Consider the following 16,041-nt stretch of genomic DNA (forward strand, 5'->3'; position numbering starts at 1 on the left):
TCATGACCGCGAAGACGGCAGGTGAACTTACTGCTCAGGGTCTCCGCCAACCGGCCGACGCCGGCCGTGGGCCGCTGCTGCGCGGAATCGCCACGATGACCGGAAGCGCGGCGAGCAACCAGGTCGGGGCGGCCCTGGGTGCCCACGCGTTCGCCACCCTCGGGCCCGCCGGGGTCGTCGCCGTGCGGCAGTTCGTCGCGGCGGCGATGCTACTGCCGGCCGTACGCCCGAACCTGCGTCGATTCACCTGGGCGCAATGGTGGCCGACCCTGCTGCTCGGGCTGGTCTTCGCCACGATGAACCTCAGCCTCTACACCGCGATCGACCGGATCGGGCTCGGCCTGGCCGTCACCCTGGAGTTCCTCGGCCCGCTGGCCGTCGCTCTGGCCGGTTCCCGAACCCGACGCGACCTGCTCTGCGCCGCGGGTGCCTGCGTCGGCGTGTACGTCCTGGTCCTACCGGGCCCGGCCAGCGACTACGTCGGGGTCGGGCTCGGCCTGCTCGCAGCCGCATGTTGGGCGGCGTACATCCTGCTCAACCGGCTGGTCGGGACCCGCCTGCCGGGGTTGCAGGCACCGGCGGCGGCAACCCTGGTGTCTGCACTGCTCTACCTGCCGGTCGCGGCCACCCTGCTCGTGCAGGGACGGCTGGCGGGCATCGGGATCCTCTACGCCATCGGTGCGGGCATCCTCAGCTCGGTCGTACCCTACGCCGCCGACCTGGTCGCGCTGCGTACCGTGCCGGCCCGCTTCTTCGGCGTGTTCATGAGTATCCACCCGGTACTGGCCGCGCTCGCCGGCCTCGTCCTGCTCGGCCAGGTGCTGAAACCGCACGAGTGGCTCGGGATCGTCGTCGTCGTGTCGACCAACGCCCTGGCCGTCCAAACCGTCACGGATCGTGAGGCCGCGACTGGCCTTCCTCGGAGACTTGAAACTGGCCGCTGACACACGTCGAAGCTCACGGCCCTCTTCATCCGCGCGGATGATCGTGGCAAGGTTTCCTCCGTGCAGGGTGGCGGGGACGGCACGACGGGTGGGCCGCGGCCCGGTTGGTACCCGGATCCCTCCGGGCGGCAGCCGGTCCGCTGGTTCGATGGCGACCGGTGGACAGCGCACGTGCTCGACGGCCGGCAGCAGCCACAACTGGACCCGCTGCCCGGTAACGCCGCCCCGGCGCCCGTTCCGCCCGGCCCGCCGCCGGGGGTGTCCGGTGCGCCGGCCCCCGCGCCGGGGCAGCCGTCCGCGAAGCTTCCGGTCGGGTCGCTGGTCGTACGGTGTCTGCTCCTCGGCATCGTGGCGGTGCTCCTGGTGCTCGGCTTCCTGGCGCTGCCGTACGCCGAGCTGGACAGCCCGCCCCGCGACTTCAACTACGCGCCGGTGCGCTATCTGGAGTTGGGCGCCTGGCTCAACGTGTACGACACGAAGATGAGCGCCTGGGGACGGGCGTACTCGCTGGGGCTCGGTCCGCTGATCGCGTTGGTGGTGTGGGCGGCGGTCGCCGGCACCGTGCTGCTGGTGGCGCTGGTGCCCCGCTACCGGGACCGCGAGCCGTGGTGGACGGTGCTGGTCTTCGCGCTGGTGGTCGCGGCGGTGTTCGGGGCGATGGTCGCCTCGCCCAGCAACGGCACCATTCTGCTGAGGTCGGCGGCTGGTTACCTGACGGTGCTGGCGGCGCACGCGCTGCTGGTGTTCACCTGCCCGCTCAAGAGCCGGCGGCGGCGGCCACGCTGATCGCGGTGCTTCGCGCGCCCTGCGGCAGCCGCCGAGGCGGCCGGGGCGACGCGCCGCTGCCGGCGGCCGGTCGGTGCTGGTCAGGGATTTTGACCGGTTGAGCCACGTCGGCTGTCACAGTTGGCAAGATCAAATCGATCGACATCTTGACGGGTGGGACGGGATGTGACGTAGTGGATCGAGCGGTTCGAATCGACATCGACCGGCCCGCTATGGTCTGTGACGTCTAGGAGGCTTGTCCGTGTCTTTGTCTCGCCGCCAGTTCCTGTCCAGCTCGTTCGGCGCCGGTCTCGCCGTGGCCGTGGTCGGTTCGGTCGACGCCCTGTTCACCGCGGCGCCCGCGCTGGGGATTTCCGGCCCGGAGGTCGGGTACGGTCCGCTCGTGCCTGACCCGGCCGGCATGCTCGACCTGCCGGTGGGCTTCCGCTACACGGTGCTGTCGCGCGAAGGCACCGCCCGGCCGGACGGTGGCATCGTGCCGAGCCGGTTCGACGGTATGGGGGCCTTCGCTGACCAGGCGCGCGGCACTCGCCTGGTCCGCAACCATGAGTGCTCCCCGACCGCGAAGATCACGGTCGTGGCTCCGCCGGAACGCACGTACGACCCGGCCGCCGGGGGCGGGACCAGCACGCTCGCCGTCGACGCGTCGAACCGCGCCGTCTCCGAGCACGTCAGCCTGGGCGGCACGGCCGTCAACTGTTCCGGCGGCCGGACGCCGTGGCACACCTGGCTGACCTGCGAGGAGACCGAAGACAAGGCGGGGGCCCGCGGGTACACGAAGGACCACGGGTTCATCTTCGAGGTTGACCCGTACGACGATGCTCGCAACACCGATCCGACACCGCTGACCGCGATGGGCCGGTTCCAGCACGAGGCGGTCGCGGTCGACCCGCGCACCGGCATCGTCTACGAGACCGAGGACGCGTTCGTGGCGCCGCTGGGCAGCTTCTACCGCTTCTTGCCGAACCGGCCGCTCGGCGGCCACGGGAGCCTGCGGGCAGGCGGCGTGCTGCAGGCTCTGCACGTCCCGGACCTGCCGGACCTGTCGGTGGTGACCGAGGCCGGCACCTCCTTCGCCGGCGTCGAGTGGCTGGACGTGCCGGACCCGCTGGCGACGACGGAGTCGGTCCGTGCGCAGGACTACCGCAAGCCCATCACCGGTGGGTACAAGATCGAGGGCGCCTGGTGGGGGGAGAAGGACGCCTGCGCCTACTTCGTCTCGTCGTTCGCCCGGCGTGAGCTGGGCTCGGCCCGCGACCACGACGGGCAGGTCTGGCGGTACGACCCGCGAGCCAACACGTTGCGACTGGAGACGATCTTCACCCGTCCGACGCCGGCGCCGGAGAACCCGGAGTTCGACGCCCCGGACAACATCTGCATGTCGCCGTACGGGGGCCTGATGATGTGCGAGGACGGGATCGGGGACCAGCACATCCTTGGTACGACCGCCGACGGCGAGGTGTTCGTCTTTGCCCGTAACCGGGTCAACGTCGGCACCGCGGGGGATCCGGAGTATGGCGAGCTGGCCGGCGCGGCGTTCTCCGCCGACGGCCGGACCATGTTCTTCAACGTCTACAACCCGGGCATCACGTACGCCGTCACCGGCCCCTGGAACCGCCGCCAGGGCTAACCCCGCAGCCGCCCTGCGTGCTCCCCGGTCCACAGGTGATCGGGGAGCACCGCCTCGTCACGAGAGCCGATGGCTTGGAGGACCCCTACACACCCTGAAGCGAGCCGTCAGACCAGCTCAGGCATCCGCTGTGCCGCGATCCGCACAGCATTCACCCGCACTGCAGTGGGCCTGACCCGCTCTGACGGACATCTGAGATCAGGAGCCGGTGGGCTCCAGCTGACCTCCACGCCGTCGCCACCGCCCTGGCGGCTATGATCGGCCAACCGCACCCACTCGCCAGCCTCACCGACGTCGATGGTGCGCCGCGAGTTGACTGGTGGTGGGGCTATGCGATGGCGGCGATGTCGCCGTCGTCGAAGTAGATTGCCTGGTGGAGGCGTCCGCCGAGGGCGGCGGCGTAGCGGGCTACGACGTCTTGGCCGGAGATTTTGCCTTGTTCGATCTGGGAGACGCGGCCTTTGGTGACGCCCATGCGGTCGGCGACCTGCTGTTGGGTCAGGCCGCGGGCGCGGCGTACCTCGGCGAGGCGGTGTCCGATCACGGTGGTGAGTAGTTCCTGCTTGCCCGCTTCGACGGCCTGCTCGCCGCCGGCGCGCTCGATGTGGGCGGTGCGGATGTCGCGCCAGCGTACGTAGCTGCTCATGGCTGTCTGTTCTCCTCCTCGGCGCGTTCCTTCAGGTAGATCTCGTAGCGTTGCTCGGCCAGAGGGATCGCTTCGGTGTACCACTGCTGCCAGCGTCCGGCTTTGTCTCCGGCGACGAGCAGGATGCTGGAGCGCCAGGGGTCGAAGGCAAACAGGATGCGCACGGTGCCGGGGCGCAGTTCTTTGAGGTTGGCGATCGACGAGCCGTGGATCGTGTCGACCAGCGGCCGGCCCAGCCCCGGGCCGGCTTGGGCGAGCAGGTCGATGGCTTGCACGACGCGAGCGTGGGTGAGTGGATCGAGGCTGTCGATCCACTCTTGTACCTCGTTGACGAGGTAGATCTCCCACTCGTCGGTCACCATTCCAAAAGTATAGCAACTGCTATACCGGGGGCGCCGCCGCGGGCTGATGTGCCAGCCCGGCACTGCTGATGGCCTTGGGCCGTCTGCGTACGGCTCTCCAGGTTGCCGTCACCGTCGCCGTCAACATCGATTGGCATCGACAAGGTGAGGCGGTGCCGCACGCAAAAGGTCAGGTAGAGGCCACGACGACGTGCATCACGCTCCGTGGCCAGGTGAAGATCCCACACGTACTAGTACTCGCCGGCAATGCTCCGGTCCTGGTTCACAACAACGACCCCGGTTTCATCAAACTCGGCGTCTCCGGTGGCGAGTCGTGCCCAGTCGACTTCGGCACGAATTCATGGACGCCGGATTCTGCTGACGGATACCAGCTACGACAAAGCTGGTGGCTGGTTGCAGGTGCATGGGCCCGCCAGGCGCGGTGTCGGCCGATGCACCGCTCGGGGTTGCTAGGCTCGCCCATGTCCATCGGGTCTTCAACGCGATTATGGGCGGCGGATTCGGCTATGCCGTGGAAGTCATCGAACTGGATGAGTTCGAGCGCGCGATTGACGCTTTTCGGTACCTAAATCTCGTCGAGGTTGCGGACCTGCTTGCCGAGCTGGTTAGGAGTTATGGTGAATCCAGCTACGACGAACGTAAAGAAGAGGCCTTTGACGCGCTAATCAACGAGAGCGCCTTGGTTCTGGATGCCTATCGCCGGAAGGCGTCCGAAAATCCTTCCGATTTCGGGCTTTGATGTCTCGATCCCCGCATTTGGCTGATTGTGCGGATCACCTCATGCGGCTCGACCACATCAATCGATGGTCATGGTGGCGACGCCGCCACCGGTTCAGGGCCAAAACAAGCCACTACCAGCGAAGACAACGACTCCGCGAAGTGCGGCTGGAGTATTAGTTGAAGGTGATGGCGAGTGAAGTGTCGAGGGCTTGGTCTTTGGACGACGGAAAATGGACGTCGCTGTGATATGGGACCAGAGGACCTTGCTAGGAATTGCCTAGGTTTGAAGCGCTGGCGGAAGCATGCATACCTGGAAATTGCCCCCAAATGCTTTGGCTTAACTTCCCTTGGAGGCTGGTAGTAACTCGCAGCATCGACGGAACAGGCTTGAGCCCACCTGCCCCAGGCATCACAGCAGCCGTGCAAGACCGCCTGTCCGTACCGGTCCTCACCACCTCCACCACCCGTCGACCTGCTCCGGCCAGGTAGCACGCTGACGCCACTGCCGCAACCGTCAGTGGCTCTCCGCCCTTGAGTCAGCCAAGACCACGTGGCGGAACCCGCCGCCGCCCGGGGGAGAGCCGGGCTGCGGCGGACGGTCACCCCCGCAGCAGGGGCAGCACCCGCCGGCCCAGAAGGTCGATACCGCCGTACGGGCTCAGACCGTGCGGGGTGCCGAACTCGACCCGGGTCGCCCCGGCGTCGAACACGGCTGCCGCCTGCGCGGCGACCTGCTCGGGGGTGCCGGAGAAGGCGAACAGGTCGAGCAGATCGTCGCCGATCAGCGCACCCGCCAGGTCGTCCTCCCGGCGGGCGACATGCTGCTGGATCCGGGCCAGCAGTTCCGGGTCGACCTCGACGGTCGGATCGAGCGCGGCCACCACCGCGAGGTACATCGCCACCTCGGTGCGCGCGACCCGGCGGGCCAGGACGCCGTCCTCGTCGACGACGGTCACCGCGCCGAGCACCACCCCGGTGGCTCCGGTACGCCCGGGAGGTGCCGCCTCGTCCAGCCAGGCCCGCATGGTCTTGGCCATCGCCGGATTCGCCGATCCGCCCACCTTCACCTCGCTGGCGAACGTGGCGGCGGATCGGGCGGTGCGCTGTCCCCAGGTGCCGACCAGAACCGGCACGGCGGAGCGCGCCGGGGCGTACCGCAGGCGGGTTCCCGGTGCCACGGTGAACTCGCGGCCCTGGAAGCCGCCGTCGTCGCCGGCGAGTAGCAGCCGCACCACCTCGGCCGTCTCGGCGATCCGCCGCAATGGGCGGGCCTGTGGCACCCCCACCTGGTCGAGCCAGGTGCCCCGGGCCAGCCCGAGGTAGGCCCGCCCCTGTGAGGCCAGATCCAAGGCGGCGACCTGCCCGGCGATCTCCACGGGATGCATGGTGAAGGGGTTGAGGCAGGCCGCGCCGAGGCGGATCCGACGGGTGTGCCGGGCGGCCACCAGAAGGGGGAAGATCGGTGGCTGGTACATCAGGTCGCCGAAGACCGACAGCACGTCAAAGCCGTGTCGTTCGGCCAGCTCGGCCAGCTCGGCGTACTCGTCGGCGCTCTTGTCGGACTGCAGGCCGATCCCGAACAGCCCGTGATGTGCGGCGCTCACGTCAACTCTCCAGTGGGGATCTGGCGGCGGGCGGTCCGCTCGATGCGCAGGATGACCCGCTCGTCGGGGTCCGGGCAGGCGACGTGGCAGTCCTGCGCCAGCCAGTCGCCGTCGGACAGCTCCCGCTGCTTGGCCGGGAGCAGCGGCAGGCAGGCGGCCAGGGCGTAGAGGCAGAAGTGCCGGCCGGCGGGGATGGTGAGGCGGCTGGAGCCGGTGAGGTCGATGTGGTCGCCGGGTTGCAGGCCGCACACCGATCGGCCCTCGATCCGTTCCACCACGACCCGCAGGTCATACAGGTCGGTGACCGGCTCGTCGGCGCTCATCGCACGGCCTCGGCGTGGTGGTGCACGATCCGCCAGGCGTCGCCCTCGCGGCGCAGCACGTCGGTCACCCGGAAGCACTCGTCCGGGCGGTCGCCACCGTGGCGGGCCCGCAGCACGTAGCGCACCAGGCCGGTGTCGCCCCAGGCGTCGGCGTGGAACTGTTCGGGCGCCACCGTCACCGGGGACGGAGCCGGCGCTTGTGCGGCCCGCCGGTCCCGCAGGTCGTCCAGGGCGGCCAGCCCGGACAGCAGCCCGTCCGCGTCGGACTCCCAGATGGTCAGGCCGGGATTCAGGTGGGCGTCGAAGGCGGGCCGGTCGCCCAGGCACCGGTACATGTCGGTGATGGTGGTGATGAGGTCGGCAACGGTCATGGGGGGCACTTTCTGGTCGAGGGGGTGACGGCGCCGCTGGCGCGAGGGGTGCCAGTCAGGTCAGTTCGGTGAGCCGGGCGCGCAGTGGATCCAGCCCCATCGGTCCGAGCCGCAGCGCGGTGGCGTGGAACCGCTTGCGGTCGAACGCGGCGCCCTCGCGCCGCTCGACCTGGCGGCGGGTCTGCTGCCACAACCGCGCACCGACCTTGAACGCCAGGGCCTGCGCCGGCCAGCCGAGATAGCGGTCGACCTCGAAGCGGGCGGTCGCGGTGTCCAGCCCGGCGACCCGGCCGAGGAAGTCCACGGCCAGGTCGGGCATCCAGCGCCGCTGGTCGGTGAAGCCGTTTCCGGCCGGGATCGGCAGACCGAGGTGCAGCCCGATGTCGATCACCACGCGGGCGGCCCGCCACATCTGCCCGTCGAGCATGCCGAGCCGTTCGGCGGGGCCGGCGTAGAGGCCGATCTCGTCCGCGAGCCGCTCGGCGTAGTGCGCCCAGCCTTCGGCGTATCCGTGCACGTGGCAGAGGTTGCGCTGCCAGGGGTGCAGATCCGCGGTGGTGAGCGTGAGGGCGTGCTGGAGGTGGTGTCCGGGCAGTCCCTCGTGGCAGAGCGTCCCGACGTGCCGCCACACCGGCACGCTCGCCTGGCCGGGTGGCACCGACCACCAGATCGCCCCGGGTCGGGTCAGGCCCGCGTCCGGTGGGGTGTAGTACATGACGCCGGAGGCGGCGGGGCTGAGCCGGCAGGTCACCGCACGGGTGGCGGCCGGGATGTCGAAATGGGTGCCGTCGAGCGCGTCGGTGAGCTGCGTGGTCCTCTCCCGCAGCCACTGCTCGAGGGCGGGGCCGACCGGCACCCGGCCGGCCCGGTCGGCGTCCAGCGCCGCCCGCGCGGTCGCCACGTCCGGGTGGCCGAGCTCGGCCGCCACGGTACGCAGCTCGGCGGCGGTCCGGTCCAGCTCCGCCCAGCCGTACGCGTACAGCTCGTCCAGGTCGACGGTCGCGCCGAGGAAGCTGCGCGCGGTGACCGTGTACAGCTCTCGGCCGACGGCGTCGGTCTCGGTCGCGGCCGGGGCCAGTTCGGTTCGGAGGAACGCGGCGAAGCGCATCGTGGCGGCCGTGGCCAGCCGCGCCCCGAGGTCCAGGTGCCCGGCGAGCGAGCCGCCGGGGTAGCCGGCGACCAGCCGGCCGTAGAAGTCGTCGGCGGTGGCCCAGGCGGCGCACTGGTCGGCGACCACCAGCACCTGCCGGCGGGCGACCAGGTGCCCCCGGCTCGCCGACCGGCGCAACGTCTCGGCGTACCGGTCGAGGGCGTCCGGCACCTGGCGCAGGTGCGCGGCGATGACCTCCCAGTCCTCTTCGGTGCGGTGGGGCAGGTTGTCGAAGACCTGCCGGACCAGGTGCACTGGGGTGGCGAGCGGGGCGAGCAGGCGGGTGGTGAACCCGGCGTCGTACAGTTCGACCTCGCTGGCCAGCCGGTCGAGCAGGGCGCCGGCCAGGGCGCGCTCGCTCGGCCCGTGGGCGTCGGCCGCGGCGGCGAGCCGGGCGGTGCGGCGGGCCAGTTCCGCGCGGGCGTCGAAGGCGTCGGGGGAGAGGTTCGGCAGGTGCGAGGCCGGGGTGCGGCCGGCGGCCTCGGTGGCCTCGGGATCGAGGTCGGCGAGCGCGTCGAGGTACCCGTCGGCGACCTGGGTGATGCCGGTCATCGTGCCAGCCGGTGGTGGTCGTCGCGGTACGTCACGCCGCCCTTCAGCACGGTGTGGAGGGTGCGCAGCGCGGACACCGACCGGGTCGGGTCGTCGCGCAGCACCAGCAGGTCGGCGTGCTTGCCGGCCTCGACGCTGCCCAGCGTGTCGGCGCGGCCGAGCCACTCGGCGGGGCGGACGGTGGCGGCCTTCAACGCGTGCGCGACGGACATCCCGGCGTCCACCATGAACTCCAGTTCCCGAACGGTCGCGCTGGTCTCGTCGTAGTCGGCGTGCGGGGGCATGTCGCTGCCCAGGGCGATCGGCACGTTGTTGCGGATGGCGTGCTGCAGGCTCTCCCAGTGCCGGGGCCCGGCCGCGAGGGCCCGGTCCATCAGCCAGCCGGGCACACCGGAGTCGCGGAAGAACTGCTCGCACCGGCTGACCACGATGGTCGGGACGTACCAGACGCCGCGGTCGGCCATCAGGCGGGTCACCTCGTCGGTCAGTTCGTAGCCGTGCTCGACGCAGTCGAGACCGAGCTCCACGGCGCGGCGGACCGATTCGGCGGGGCCGGCGTGCGCGGTGACCTTGCGCCCCCAGTCGTGGGCGACTCGGATGACCGCCGCCATCTCGTCGTCGAGCAGTTGGGGGGTGTCGATCGACTCGAACTGGCCGGCGATGCCACCGGAGATGCAGACCTTGATGAGGTCGGCGCCGGCCCGGATCTGTTGCCGGGTGACCCGGCGGAACCCGTCCGGACCGTCGGCTTCGAGGGCGTCGGCGTCCCAGCCGTGGCCGCCGGTGCAGCACAGCGCGTGCCCGGCGGTGAAGATCCGTGGGCCGTCGACCGCGCCGGCCTCGATGCCCTTGCGCAGGGCGAAGTCGGCGTAGCGGCTCTCCCCGACCAGCCGCGCGGTGGTGACCCCGGAGTGCAGGGTGCGCCGGGCCGAGTCGGCCATCAGCAGCACCAGCTCCGCCAGGTTGGACCGGTGCACCTCGTCGCCGAGATGACCCGGCAGGCCGAGTGAGAGATGCACGTGCATGTTGGTCAGGCCCGGCATGACGTGGTCGCCGCGGAGGTCGACCACCCGTGCGTCACCGGCCTCGGCGAGCACGTCGTCGACCTGGCCGACGGCGCGGATCATCCCGTCGGCGCCGATCCAGATCCCGCGGTCGGGCTGGAGGGAGTCGTCGACGCCGTCGTAGAGGGCGAGGTTGACCAGGACCTGTTCGGTGGCGGTGTGCATCACGGCATCCTCAGTGGGCGCGCGCGGTGGCCGGTGCCACCGCGGGGTCGGCGAGCCAGCAGGCGGCGCTGCGGCCGCCCAGGTCGATGGTGGGTGGTTGATCGCCGCACGGCGCGAAGGCGTGCGGGCAGCGCGGCCGGAACCGGCAGCCGGACGGGGCGTTGGCGGGGTCGGGAACCTCCCCGGCGAGGGTGGCCGGCAGCCGGGGGGCGGGACCGATCTGCGGCACCGCGTCGATCAGCGCCCGGGTGTACGGGTGCCGGGGCGAGCGCCACAGCTCGCGGGTGGCCGCCGTCTCCACGATCCGGCCCAGGTACATCACCGCGGTGACGTCGGCGATCTCGTGCACCAGCGCGAGGTCGTGCGAGATGAACAGCATCCCCATGTCGAGGTCCCGGACCAGCCCGACGAGCAGGTTGACCACCTGCGCCTGGGACGAGGCGTCCAGCGCGGTGACCGGCTCGTCGGCAATGATCATGCGGGGCTCGGGGGCGAGCGCCCGGGCGATGGCGAGCCGCTGCCGCTGGCCGCCGGAGAACTGGTGCGGGTACCGGTCGGCGGCGCTGGCCGGCATGCCCACCCGGTCCAGCAGTTCGGTCACCCGGGTCCGGCGGGCCGGGCCGGTGACCGCGGCGGGCACCCCGTCGAGGAGTTGCCCGCCGATGGTGCGTCGGGGGTTCAGCGAGGCGTACGGGTTCTGGAAGACCATCTGGAGGCCGACCTCGTCGGTGGGGCGACGCCGCCAGCCGAGCGGGGTGACCGGCCGGCCGGCGAAGCGGACGGTGCCGGCGCTCGGCGCGGCCAGCCCGACCGCGACCCGGGCCAGGGAGGACTTGCCGCACCCGGACTCGCCGACCAGGCCCACGATCTGTCCGGCCGCCACGTCCAGGCTGACTCCGGCGACCGCCCGGACCCGGGCCCGGCCCCGGGGGCGGTACTCGACCTCGACGTCACTGATGCGCAGCAGGTGAGCCTCGGGGCTCATGCGGCCACCTCCAGCTGGGGTCGGACCACGCAGGCCACCGAGCGGTCGGCGCCCGCGGGCGTGAGCGGGGGCGCCGCGCTGCCGCAGGCCGGTTCGGCGTACCCGCAGCGGGGCTGGAACGGGCAGCCCGGCGGCGCCTCCCCGGGTGCCGGCGGGCCGCCGGGGATGGGCCGCAGCGTGCCGACCGCCTGGGTGCCGTGCGGACGGGCGCCGAGCAGCGCCGCCGTGTACGGGTGCGTGGGTGCGGTGAGCAGCGCGCCGGTGGGGCCGGTCTCCACCACCCGCCCGGCGTAGAAGATGTACCCGCGGGAGGTGAGGGCGCTGAGCACTCCGAGGTCGTGGGTGATGAACGCGACGGCCAGCCCGGTCTCGGCGCACAGGCGGTCCAGCAGGGCCAGGATGCCGGCCTGCACGGTGACGTCGAGCGCGGTGGTCGGCTCGTCGGCGATCAGCAGCCGCGGCTGTGCGGCCAGGGCGATGGCGATGGCGACGCGCTGGCGCATCCCACCCGAGAACTGGTGCGGGTAGGCCCGCAGCGCGCGCTCCGGGTCGGGGATGCGGACCTCTTCGAGCAGTTCCACGGCCCGCCGGTCCGCGGCCCGGCGGGACATCCGCAGGTGTACGCGCATGTGCTCGGTGAGCTGCCGGCCGACGGTGAGCATCGGGTGCAGGGCTGCGGTGGGGTCCTGGAAGACCATCGCGATGCCCGCCCCGCGGACCCGCTGCCAGCCCCGGGCGTCGAGGCCGAGCAGGTCGGTGCCGGCGAACCGGGCCGAGCCGCTGACCTGCGCGCCCGGGGGCAGCAGGCCGAGCAGCGCCTGCGCGGTGAGGCTCTTGCCGCAGCCGCTTTCCCCCGCGATGCCGACCAGTTCCCCCTCGTCGACGGTGAGCGACACGTCGTGCAGGATCGGCAGCGGCCCGCGGGGACCGGGCAGGGTGACGGCCAGGGAGTCGACGTCGAGGAGCGGGGCCATCTCAGCGTCCCTTCGCGTAACGGGGGTCGAGCCGGTCGCGCAGCGCGTCGCCGAGCACGTTGAAGGCCATCACGACCGTGAGGATGGCCAGGCCGGGGAAGACGCTCACCCACCACATGGACAGGTCCTGCGAGCCGAGGGCCACCATGGAGCCCCACTCGGCGGCCGGTGGGCGGGGGCCCAGCCCGAGGAAGGACAGCGCGGCGAGCAGCAGCACCGCGTTGCCGAGTTCCAGGGTGGCCAGCACGATCGCCGGTCCGACGCTGTTGGGCAGCACGTCGCGGCGCAGCGCCCGGACGGGTCCGACGCCGAGCAGCCGCGCGGCGTTGAGGTAGTCGTCGCCACGCATGCTCAGCACCGCGCTGCGGATGACCCGGGCGTAGACCGGCCAGGAGACGATGACCAGGGCGAGCACGGCGTTGCGGGTGTTGGGCCCGAACGCGGCGGTCACCGCCATGGCCAGGATGATCTGAGGGAACGCGAACACCAGGTCGGTCAGGCGCATCAGCGCCTCGTCGACGAAGCGGCCCACGTATCCGGCGACCAGCCCGAGCAGCCCGCCGACCAGCAGCGCCAGCGAGACGATGGCCAGCGCCAGCGGGATGGACAGCCGGGCGCCGTAGACGACCCGGCTGAGCACGTCGCGGCCGAGTGAGTCGGTGCCGAACCAGTGTGCGCCGGACGGTGGGGCGTACCCGTCGGGGCTCTGCGCCAGGGGGTCGTACGGGGCGAGGACCGGGGCGAGGATCGCGACCAGCAGCCACCCGCCGAGGATGGCCAGGGCGGCGAGTGCGATCGGCTGGCGCCAGATCGGCCGGCTGGTCGGTCCGCCGCGCAGCCGGCTCAACCAGCGACGCCGGGCCAGCGACCGGCCCACCCTGGGGTCGGGTGCCACGGGGCCGGGGGCGAGTGTGGTCATGACAGGCGGATCCTCGGGTCGATGAGCCCGTACAGCAGGTCGACGGTCAGGTTGACCAGCGTGTAGACCAACGCCACGAACAGGCTGACGCCGAGGATCGCGGGCAGGTCCAGCGCGGTCGCGCTGCGGTAGGCGTACTGGCCGAGCCCGGGCCAGCCGAAGATGTTCTCGACCAGGACGGTCCCGGACAGCAGCGAGGCGAAGGCGAGGCCGGAGACCGTGATCACCGGGACCAGGCCGGCGCGCAGCAGATGCCGGCGGAACACCACCCGGCCGGGCAGGCCCTTGGCGTACGCGGCGCGGATGTAGTCCTGCTGGAGCACCTCGAGCATGGATGAGCGGACGAACCGGACCAGCATCGCCACGGTCAGCGAGGTCAGCACGAGCACCGGCAGGGCCAGGTGCTGGGCGGCGTCCCAGGCGACGTCCCACTGGCCGGCGAGGGCCGCGTCGACGGTGTACATGCCGGTCACGGTGGGGGGCGGGCTGAAGTCGGTGGAGAGTCGTCCGCCGCTGGGGGCGAGGCCGAGTTGGTAGAAGAAGACGTAGAGCACGACGAGCGACAGCCAGAAGGGCGGGGTGGAGAGCCCGAGCAGGGCACCCACCCGGACGACCTGGTCGGTGAACCGGCCGTTGCGGACGGCCGCGAGCATGCCGATCCCGGTCCCGATCAGCAGGGCCAGCACCATGGTGGGGATGGCCAGTTCCATGGTCGCGGGCACGTACTGGAACAGGTCGTCCAGCACGGCGCGGCCGGTCTGCTGCGAGATGCCCAGGTCGCCGTGCAGCAGGTTGCTCAGGTAGTGCAGGTACTGCGCCCAGAGCGGCTGGTCCAGGCCCCACTTCTCCCGGAAGGCGGCGACCGTGGCGGGGTCGTTCAGCGCCTGGTCGGAGAGATTGGCGGTGACCGGGTCACCCGGCACCACGTTGACCAGCCCGAACGTCACCACCGTGACGCCCAGCAGCAGCCCGGCCGTGATGGCGATCCGCTTGGCCAGGAAGGTCAGGAGGGGGTGGCCGCGCCGCGGCCGGGGCCGGGTCGCGGTCGGGGTGACCGCGCCCGGCTCGGCGTTGTCGACTGTCGTCGTCATGTCGTCCCTGTTACTCGCGGCCGACCGCGGCGACGTCCACCTGCCAGCCCGCGGCGGTGTAGTCCGCGCCGGTCAGGTCCTTGGTCGCCACCACGGTGGAGGAGTTGCTGGCCAGCACGATGTACGGCGAGGCCGCGTTCATCGCCCGCTGCCACTCCTGCATAGCGTTGGCACGCGCGCTCAGGTCGAGGGTCTCGGTGACCTTCTTGCCGGCGGCGACGACCGCGGGGTCGGCGCGGTCCACCGTCCAGCCGGAGCGCAGCGCGGTGGCCTGGCCAGGTGCCATGTTGTTGATCAGCGAGTCGGCGACGGGGTAGTTCAGGCTCTGCGGGGTGAAGCCCATGGCGGACTTTCCGCCGCGCATCTCGTCGAGGAAGGTGGTCAGCGGCTGCGGGTTCAGCTCCAGCTTGATGCCGGCCTCGGCGGCGTCGCCCTGCACCTTGGTGGCCACCGTGCCCAGGTCGACGCCCTTGTAGGTGATGGCCGGGTAGTTGAACTTCACCGTGGGGTTGGTCAGGCCGGCCTCGGCGAGCAGCGCCTTGGCCTTGGCCACGTCCCGCTTCGACTCCTCGCTGGCGGGCAGGGCGCCCGGGAAGGCCGGGGCGACCAGGCCCGCACCGGGCGCGGCGCCCTTGCCGTACAGGGCCGCGATGCCCTGGTAGTCGATGGCGGCGCGCAGGGCCTGGTTGAACTTCGGGTTCGAGGTCACCTTCGACACGGCGGGGTCGGCGTTGAGGAAGAGGAAGTAGACGGTGTCCTGTACGCCGGAGGTCCGCAGGCTGGCGGGCAGGCCGTCGAGCAGCTTGCCGGAGATGTCCAGGGAGATCTCCGCGCCCTCGGCGCGCTGCATGGTCAGCTTCTGGGTCTGCACGTCCATGTTTCGCAGCACCACCCGGGCGAACTGTGGCTTGGTGCCCCAGTAGCTCGGGTTGGCCTCCAGCACCACCTGGGAGGACGGGTCATAGGACTTCAGCACGTACGGGCCGCTGCCGACGGAGTTCGTGTCCAGGTACTGCTGCGCGGTGTCGCCCTGCGCGGCGTCGTCGCCGTCCTTGGCGCCGTGTTCCCTGGCGACCTTGGCGTTGATCACGCCGGTGGACGGCATCGCCAGGACGACCGGGATGTTCGGGTCGGGGGTGGCCGAGGTGACCACCACGGTCGCGTCGTCGGTCTTGCTGACGGTGAGCCCGCTGACCATGACCGCCGGGCTGGCCTTGACGTTCTTCAGCCGGTTGAGGGAGAAGACCACGTCGTCGGCGGTGAGCGGGGTGCCGTCGGAGAACTTCACCCCCTGCCGGAGCTTGAAGGTGAACGTCTTGGCGTCCGGCGACGCCTGGTACGACTCGGCGAGTGCCGGGACCGGCTTGCTCACGTCCGATCCCTTGAACGTCAGAAGGGTGTCGTACAGGGCGTGCACGGCGGTGAGGCCGGTCGCCTCGTAGACCCGGCCGGGGTCGAGGGTCTTGAGCACGAACGAGGTGTTCACGGTGAGCGTCTTGGCCGCACCGCCGTTTGCTTTTCCTCCGCTGCCGCCGGCGCTGCAGGCGGCGGTGGAGACGATGGCCAGCGTCGCCAGAGCGAACGCTCCGGCGCGGAGCCGGCGGGGGGACACCGACATGCTGTTCCTACCTTCTTATGGCGCGGTCTGGGGACCGGTCCGCGGGGTGTCGACGGCTGTGGCGACGACCGGAGCCGGCCGGGCCCGGCGTGGCGGGCGGCGTCTTGAGGGTTTTCGGGGATGTCGTCTCGGGGTTT

At 71.3% G+C, this 16,041-nt stretch carries 16 protein-coding genes; 4 read left to right on the plus strand and 12 right to left on the minus strand.

Translation table 11 applies throughout. From position 1 onward, the window contains the following. Positions 1–2 precede the first annotated feature (2 nt). The 3 genes from ABZ570_RS04970 (at position 3) to ABZ570_RS04980 (ending at position 3,360) form a co-directional block, all read left to right on the plus strand. Positions 3–944, plus strand: coding sequence for an EamA family transporter (locus ABZ570_RS04970; protein WP_358056907.1), 942 nt, complete (start codon positions 3–5; stop codon positions 942–944). Between the two features lie 60 nt (positions 945–1,004). Continuing rightward, positions 1,005–1,730 carry a DUF2510 domain-containing protein gene (locus ABZ570_RS04975; protein ID WP_358056909.1) on the plus strand — a complete coding sequence of 242 codons (726 nt, stop codon included), beginning with the start codon at positions 1,005–1,007 and terminating at the stop codon, positions 1,728–1,730. 241 nt (positions 1,731–1,971) lie between these two features. Then, complete coding sequence (locus ABZ570_RS04980; protein ID WP_358056911.1) at positions 1,972–3,360, plus strand: alkaline phosphatase PhoX; 1,389 nt, start codon at positions 1,972–1,974, stop codon at positions 3,358–3,360. Between the two features lie 328 nt (positions 3,361–3,688). Here the strand turns inward: ABZ570_RS04980 and ABZ570_RS04985 are convergent, their stop codons facing one another. Beyond that, complete coding sequence (locus tag ABZ570_RS04985) at positions 3,689–4,006, minus strand: helix-turn-helix transcriptional regulator (RefSeq protein WP_358056913.1); 318 nt, start codon at positions 4,004–4,006, stop codon at positions 3,689–3,691. Then, on the minus strand, positions 4,003–4,368 hold the full coding sequence (locus ABZ570_RS04990; RefSeq protein ID WP_358056915.1) for a type II toxin-antitoxin system RelE/ParE family toxin: 366 nt from the start codon (positions 4,366–4,368) through the stop codon (positions 4,003–4,005). The genes ABZ570_RS04985 and ABZ570_RS04990 overlap by 4 nt, the downstream gene beginning before the upstream one ends. A 403-nt stretch (positions 4,369–4,771) precedes the next feature. Between ABZ570_RS04990 and ABZ570_RS04995 the strand changes: the two genes are divergently transcribed. Further along, positions 4,772–5,107 (plus strand): hypothetical protein, encoded by a 336-nt coding sequence (locus tag ABZ570_RS04995; RefSeq protein ID WP_358056917.1) that lies wholly within the window; start codon positions 4,772–4,774, stop codon positions 5,105–5,107. Between the two features lie 580 nt (positions 5,108–5,687). On the opposite strand, the gene ABZ570_RS05000 is transcribed toward ABZ570_RS04995, so the two are convergent. From ABZ570_RS05000 to ABZ570_RS05045, 10 genes are read right to left on the minus strand one after another with little or no spacing between them, the layout of a single operon-like run. After that, complete coding sequence (locus tag ABZ570_RS05000) at positions 5,688–6,692, minus strand: LLM class flavin-dependent oxidoreductase (protein ID WP_358056919.1); 1,005 nt, start codon at positions 6,690–6,692, stop codon at positions 5,688–5,690. Next, on the minus strand, positions 6,689–7,015 hold the full coding sequence (locus ABZ570_RS05005) for a TIGR04076 family protein (protein ID WP_358056921.1): 327 nt from the start codon (positions 7,013–7,015) through the stop codon (positions 6,689–6,691). Before ABZ570_RS05005 ends, ABZ570_RS05000 begins: the two co-directional genes overlap by 4 nt. Then, complete coding sequence (locus ABZ570_RS05010) at positions 7,012–7,386, minus strand: nuclear transport factor 2 family protein (RefSeq protein WP_358056923.1); 375 nt, start codon at positions 7,384–7,386, stop codon at positions 7,012–7,014. The genes ABZ570_RS05005 and ABZ570_RS05010 overlap by 4 nt, the downstream gene beginning before the upstream one ends. Positions 7,387–7,441: 55 nt before the next feature. After that, positions 7,442–9,088 carry a DUF885 domain-containing protein gene (locus tag ABZ570_RS05015; protein WP_358056925.1) on the minus strand — a complete coding sequence of 549 codons (1,647 nt, stop codon included), beginning with the start codon at positions 9,086–9,088 and terminating at the stop codon, positions 7,442–7,444. Further along, positions 9,085–10,317, minus strand: coding sequence for an amidohydrolase family protein (locus ABZ570_RS05020; protein ID WP_358056927.1), 1,233 nt, complete (start codon positions 10,315–10,317; stop codon positions 9,085–9,087). The genes ABZ570_RS05015 and ABZ570_RS05020 overlap by 4 nt, the downstream gene beginning before the upstream one ends. A 10-nt stretch (positions 10,318–10,327) precedes the next feature. Next, entirely contained in the window at positions 10,328–11,302 is a 975-nt protein-coding gene (locus tag ABZ570_RS05025) for an ABC transporter ATP-binding protein (protein ID WP_358056929.1), read from the minus strand. Beyond that, positions 11,299–12,276 (minus strand): ABC transporter ATP-binding protein, encoded by a 978-nt coding sequence (locus ABZ570_RS05030; RefSeq protein WP_358056931.1) that lies wholly within the window; start codon positions 12,274–12,276, stop codon positions 11,299–11,301. The genes ABZ570_RS05025 and ABZ570_RS05030 overlap by 4 nt, the downstream gene beginning before the upstream one ends. Position 12,277: 1 nt before the next feature. Beyond that, a complete protein-coding gene (locus ABZ570_RS05035; protein ID WP_358056933.1) occupies positions 12,278–13,195 on the minus strand; it encodes an ABC transporter permease in 918 nt (305 codons plus the stop codon). Then, on the minus strand, positions 13,192–14,286 hold the full coding sequence (locus ABZ570_RS05040) for an ABC transporter permease (protein WP_358056936.1): 1,095 nt from the start codon (positions 14,284–14,286) through the stop codon (positions 13,192–13,194). Before ABZ570_RS05040 ends, ABZ570_RS05035 begins: the two co-directional genes overlap by 4 nt. 10 nt (positions 14,287–14,296) lie before the next feature. After that, positions 14,297–15,904 carry an ABC transporter substrate-binding protein gene (locus ABZ570_RS05045; protein ID WP_358056938.1) on the minus strand — a complete coding sequence of 536 codons (1,608 nt, stop codon included), beginning with the start codon at positions 15,902–15,904 and terminating at the stop codon, positions 14,297–14,299. Between the last annotated feature and the right edge of the window lie 137 nt (positions 15,905–16,041).

Origin of the sequence: Micromonospora sp. NPDC007271, from assembly GCF_040634005.1 — a bacterium.
GTDB lineage: Bacteria > Actinomycetota > Actinomycetes > Mycobacteriales > Micromonosporaceae > Micromonospora.

Bases quoted from the DNA above. Each gene is read 5' to 3' on its own strand.
- ABZ570_RS04970 (WP_358056907.1), top strand. From the start codon at position 3: ATGACCGCGAAGACGGCAGGTGAACTTACTGCTCAGGGTCTCCGCCAA.
- ABZ570_RS04985 (WP_358056913.1), bottom strand. From the start codon at position 4,006: ATGAGCAGCTACGTACGCTGGCGCGACATCCGCACCGCCCACATCGAG.
- ABZ570_RS04990 (WP_358056915.1), bottom strand. From the start codon at position 4,368: ATGGTGACCGACGAGTGGGAGATCTACCTCGTCAACGAGGTACAAGAG.
- ABZ570_RS04995 (WP_358056917.1), top strand. From the start codon at position 4,772: ATGGGCCCGCCAGGCGCGGTGTCGGCCGATGCACCGCTCGGGGTTGCT.
- ABZ570_RS05005 (WP_358056921.1), bottom strand. From the start codon at position 7,015: ATGAGCGCCGACGAGCCGGTCACCGACCTGTATGACCTGCGGGTCGTG.
- ABZ570_RS05010 (WP_358056923.1), bottom strand. From the start codon at position 7,386: ATGACCGTTGCCGACCTCATCACCACCATCACCGACATGTACCGGTGC.
- ABZ570_RS05015 (WP_358056925.1), bottom strand. From the start codon at position 9,088: ATGACCGGCATCACCCAGGTCGCCGACGGGTACCTCGACGCGCTCGCC.
- ABZ570_RS05020 (WP_358056927.1), bottom strand. From the start codon at position 10,317: ATGCACACCGCCACCGAACAGGTCCTGGTCAACCTCGCCCTCTACGAC.
- ABZ570_RS05025 (WP_358056929.1), bottom strand. From the start codon at position 11,302: ATGAGCCCCGAGGCTCACCTGCTGCGCATCAGTGACGTCGAGGTCGAG.
- ABZ570_RS05030 (WP_358056931.1), bottom strand. From the start codon at position 12,276: ATGGCCCCGCTCCTCGACGTCGACTCCCTGGCCGTCACCCTGCCCGGT.
- ABZ570_RS05035 (WP_358056933.1), bottom strand. From the start codon at position 13,195: ATGACCACACTCGCCCCCGGCCCCGTGGCACCCGACCCCAGGGTGGGC.
- ABZ570_RS05040 (WP_358056936.1), bottom strand. From the start codon at position 14,286: ATGACGACGACAGTCGACAACGCCGAGCCGGGCGCGGTCACCCCGACC.
- ABZ570_RS05045 (WP_358056938.1), bottom strand. From the start codon at position 15,904: ATGTCGGTGTCCCCCCGCCGGCTCCGCGCCGGAGCGTTCGCTCTGGCG.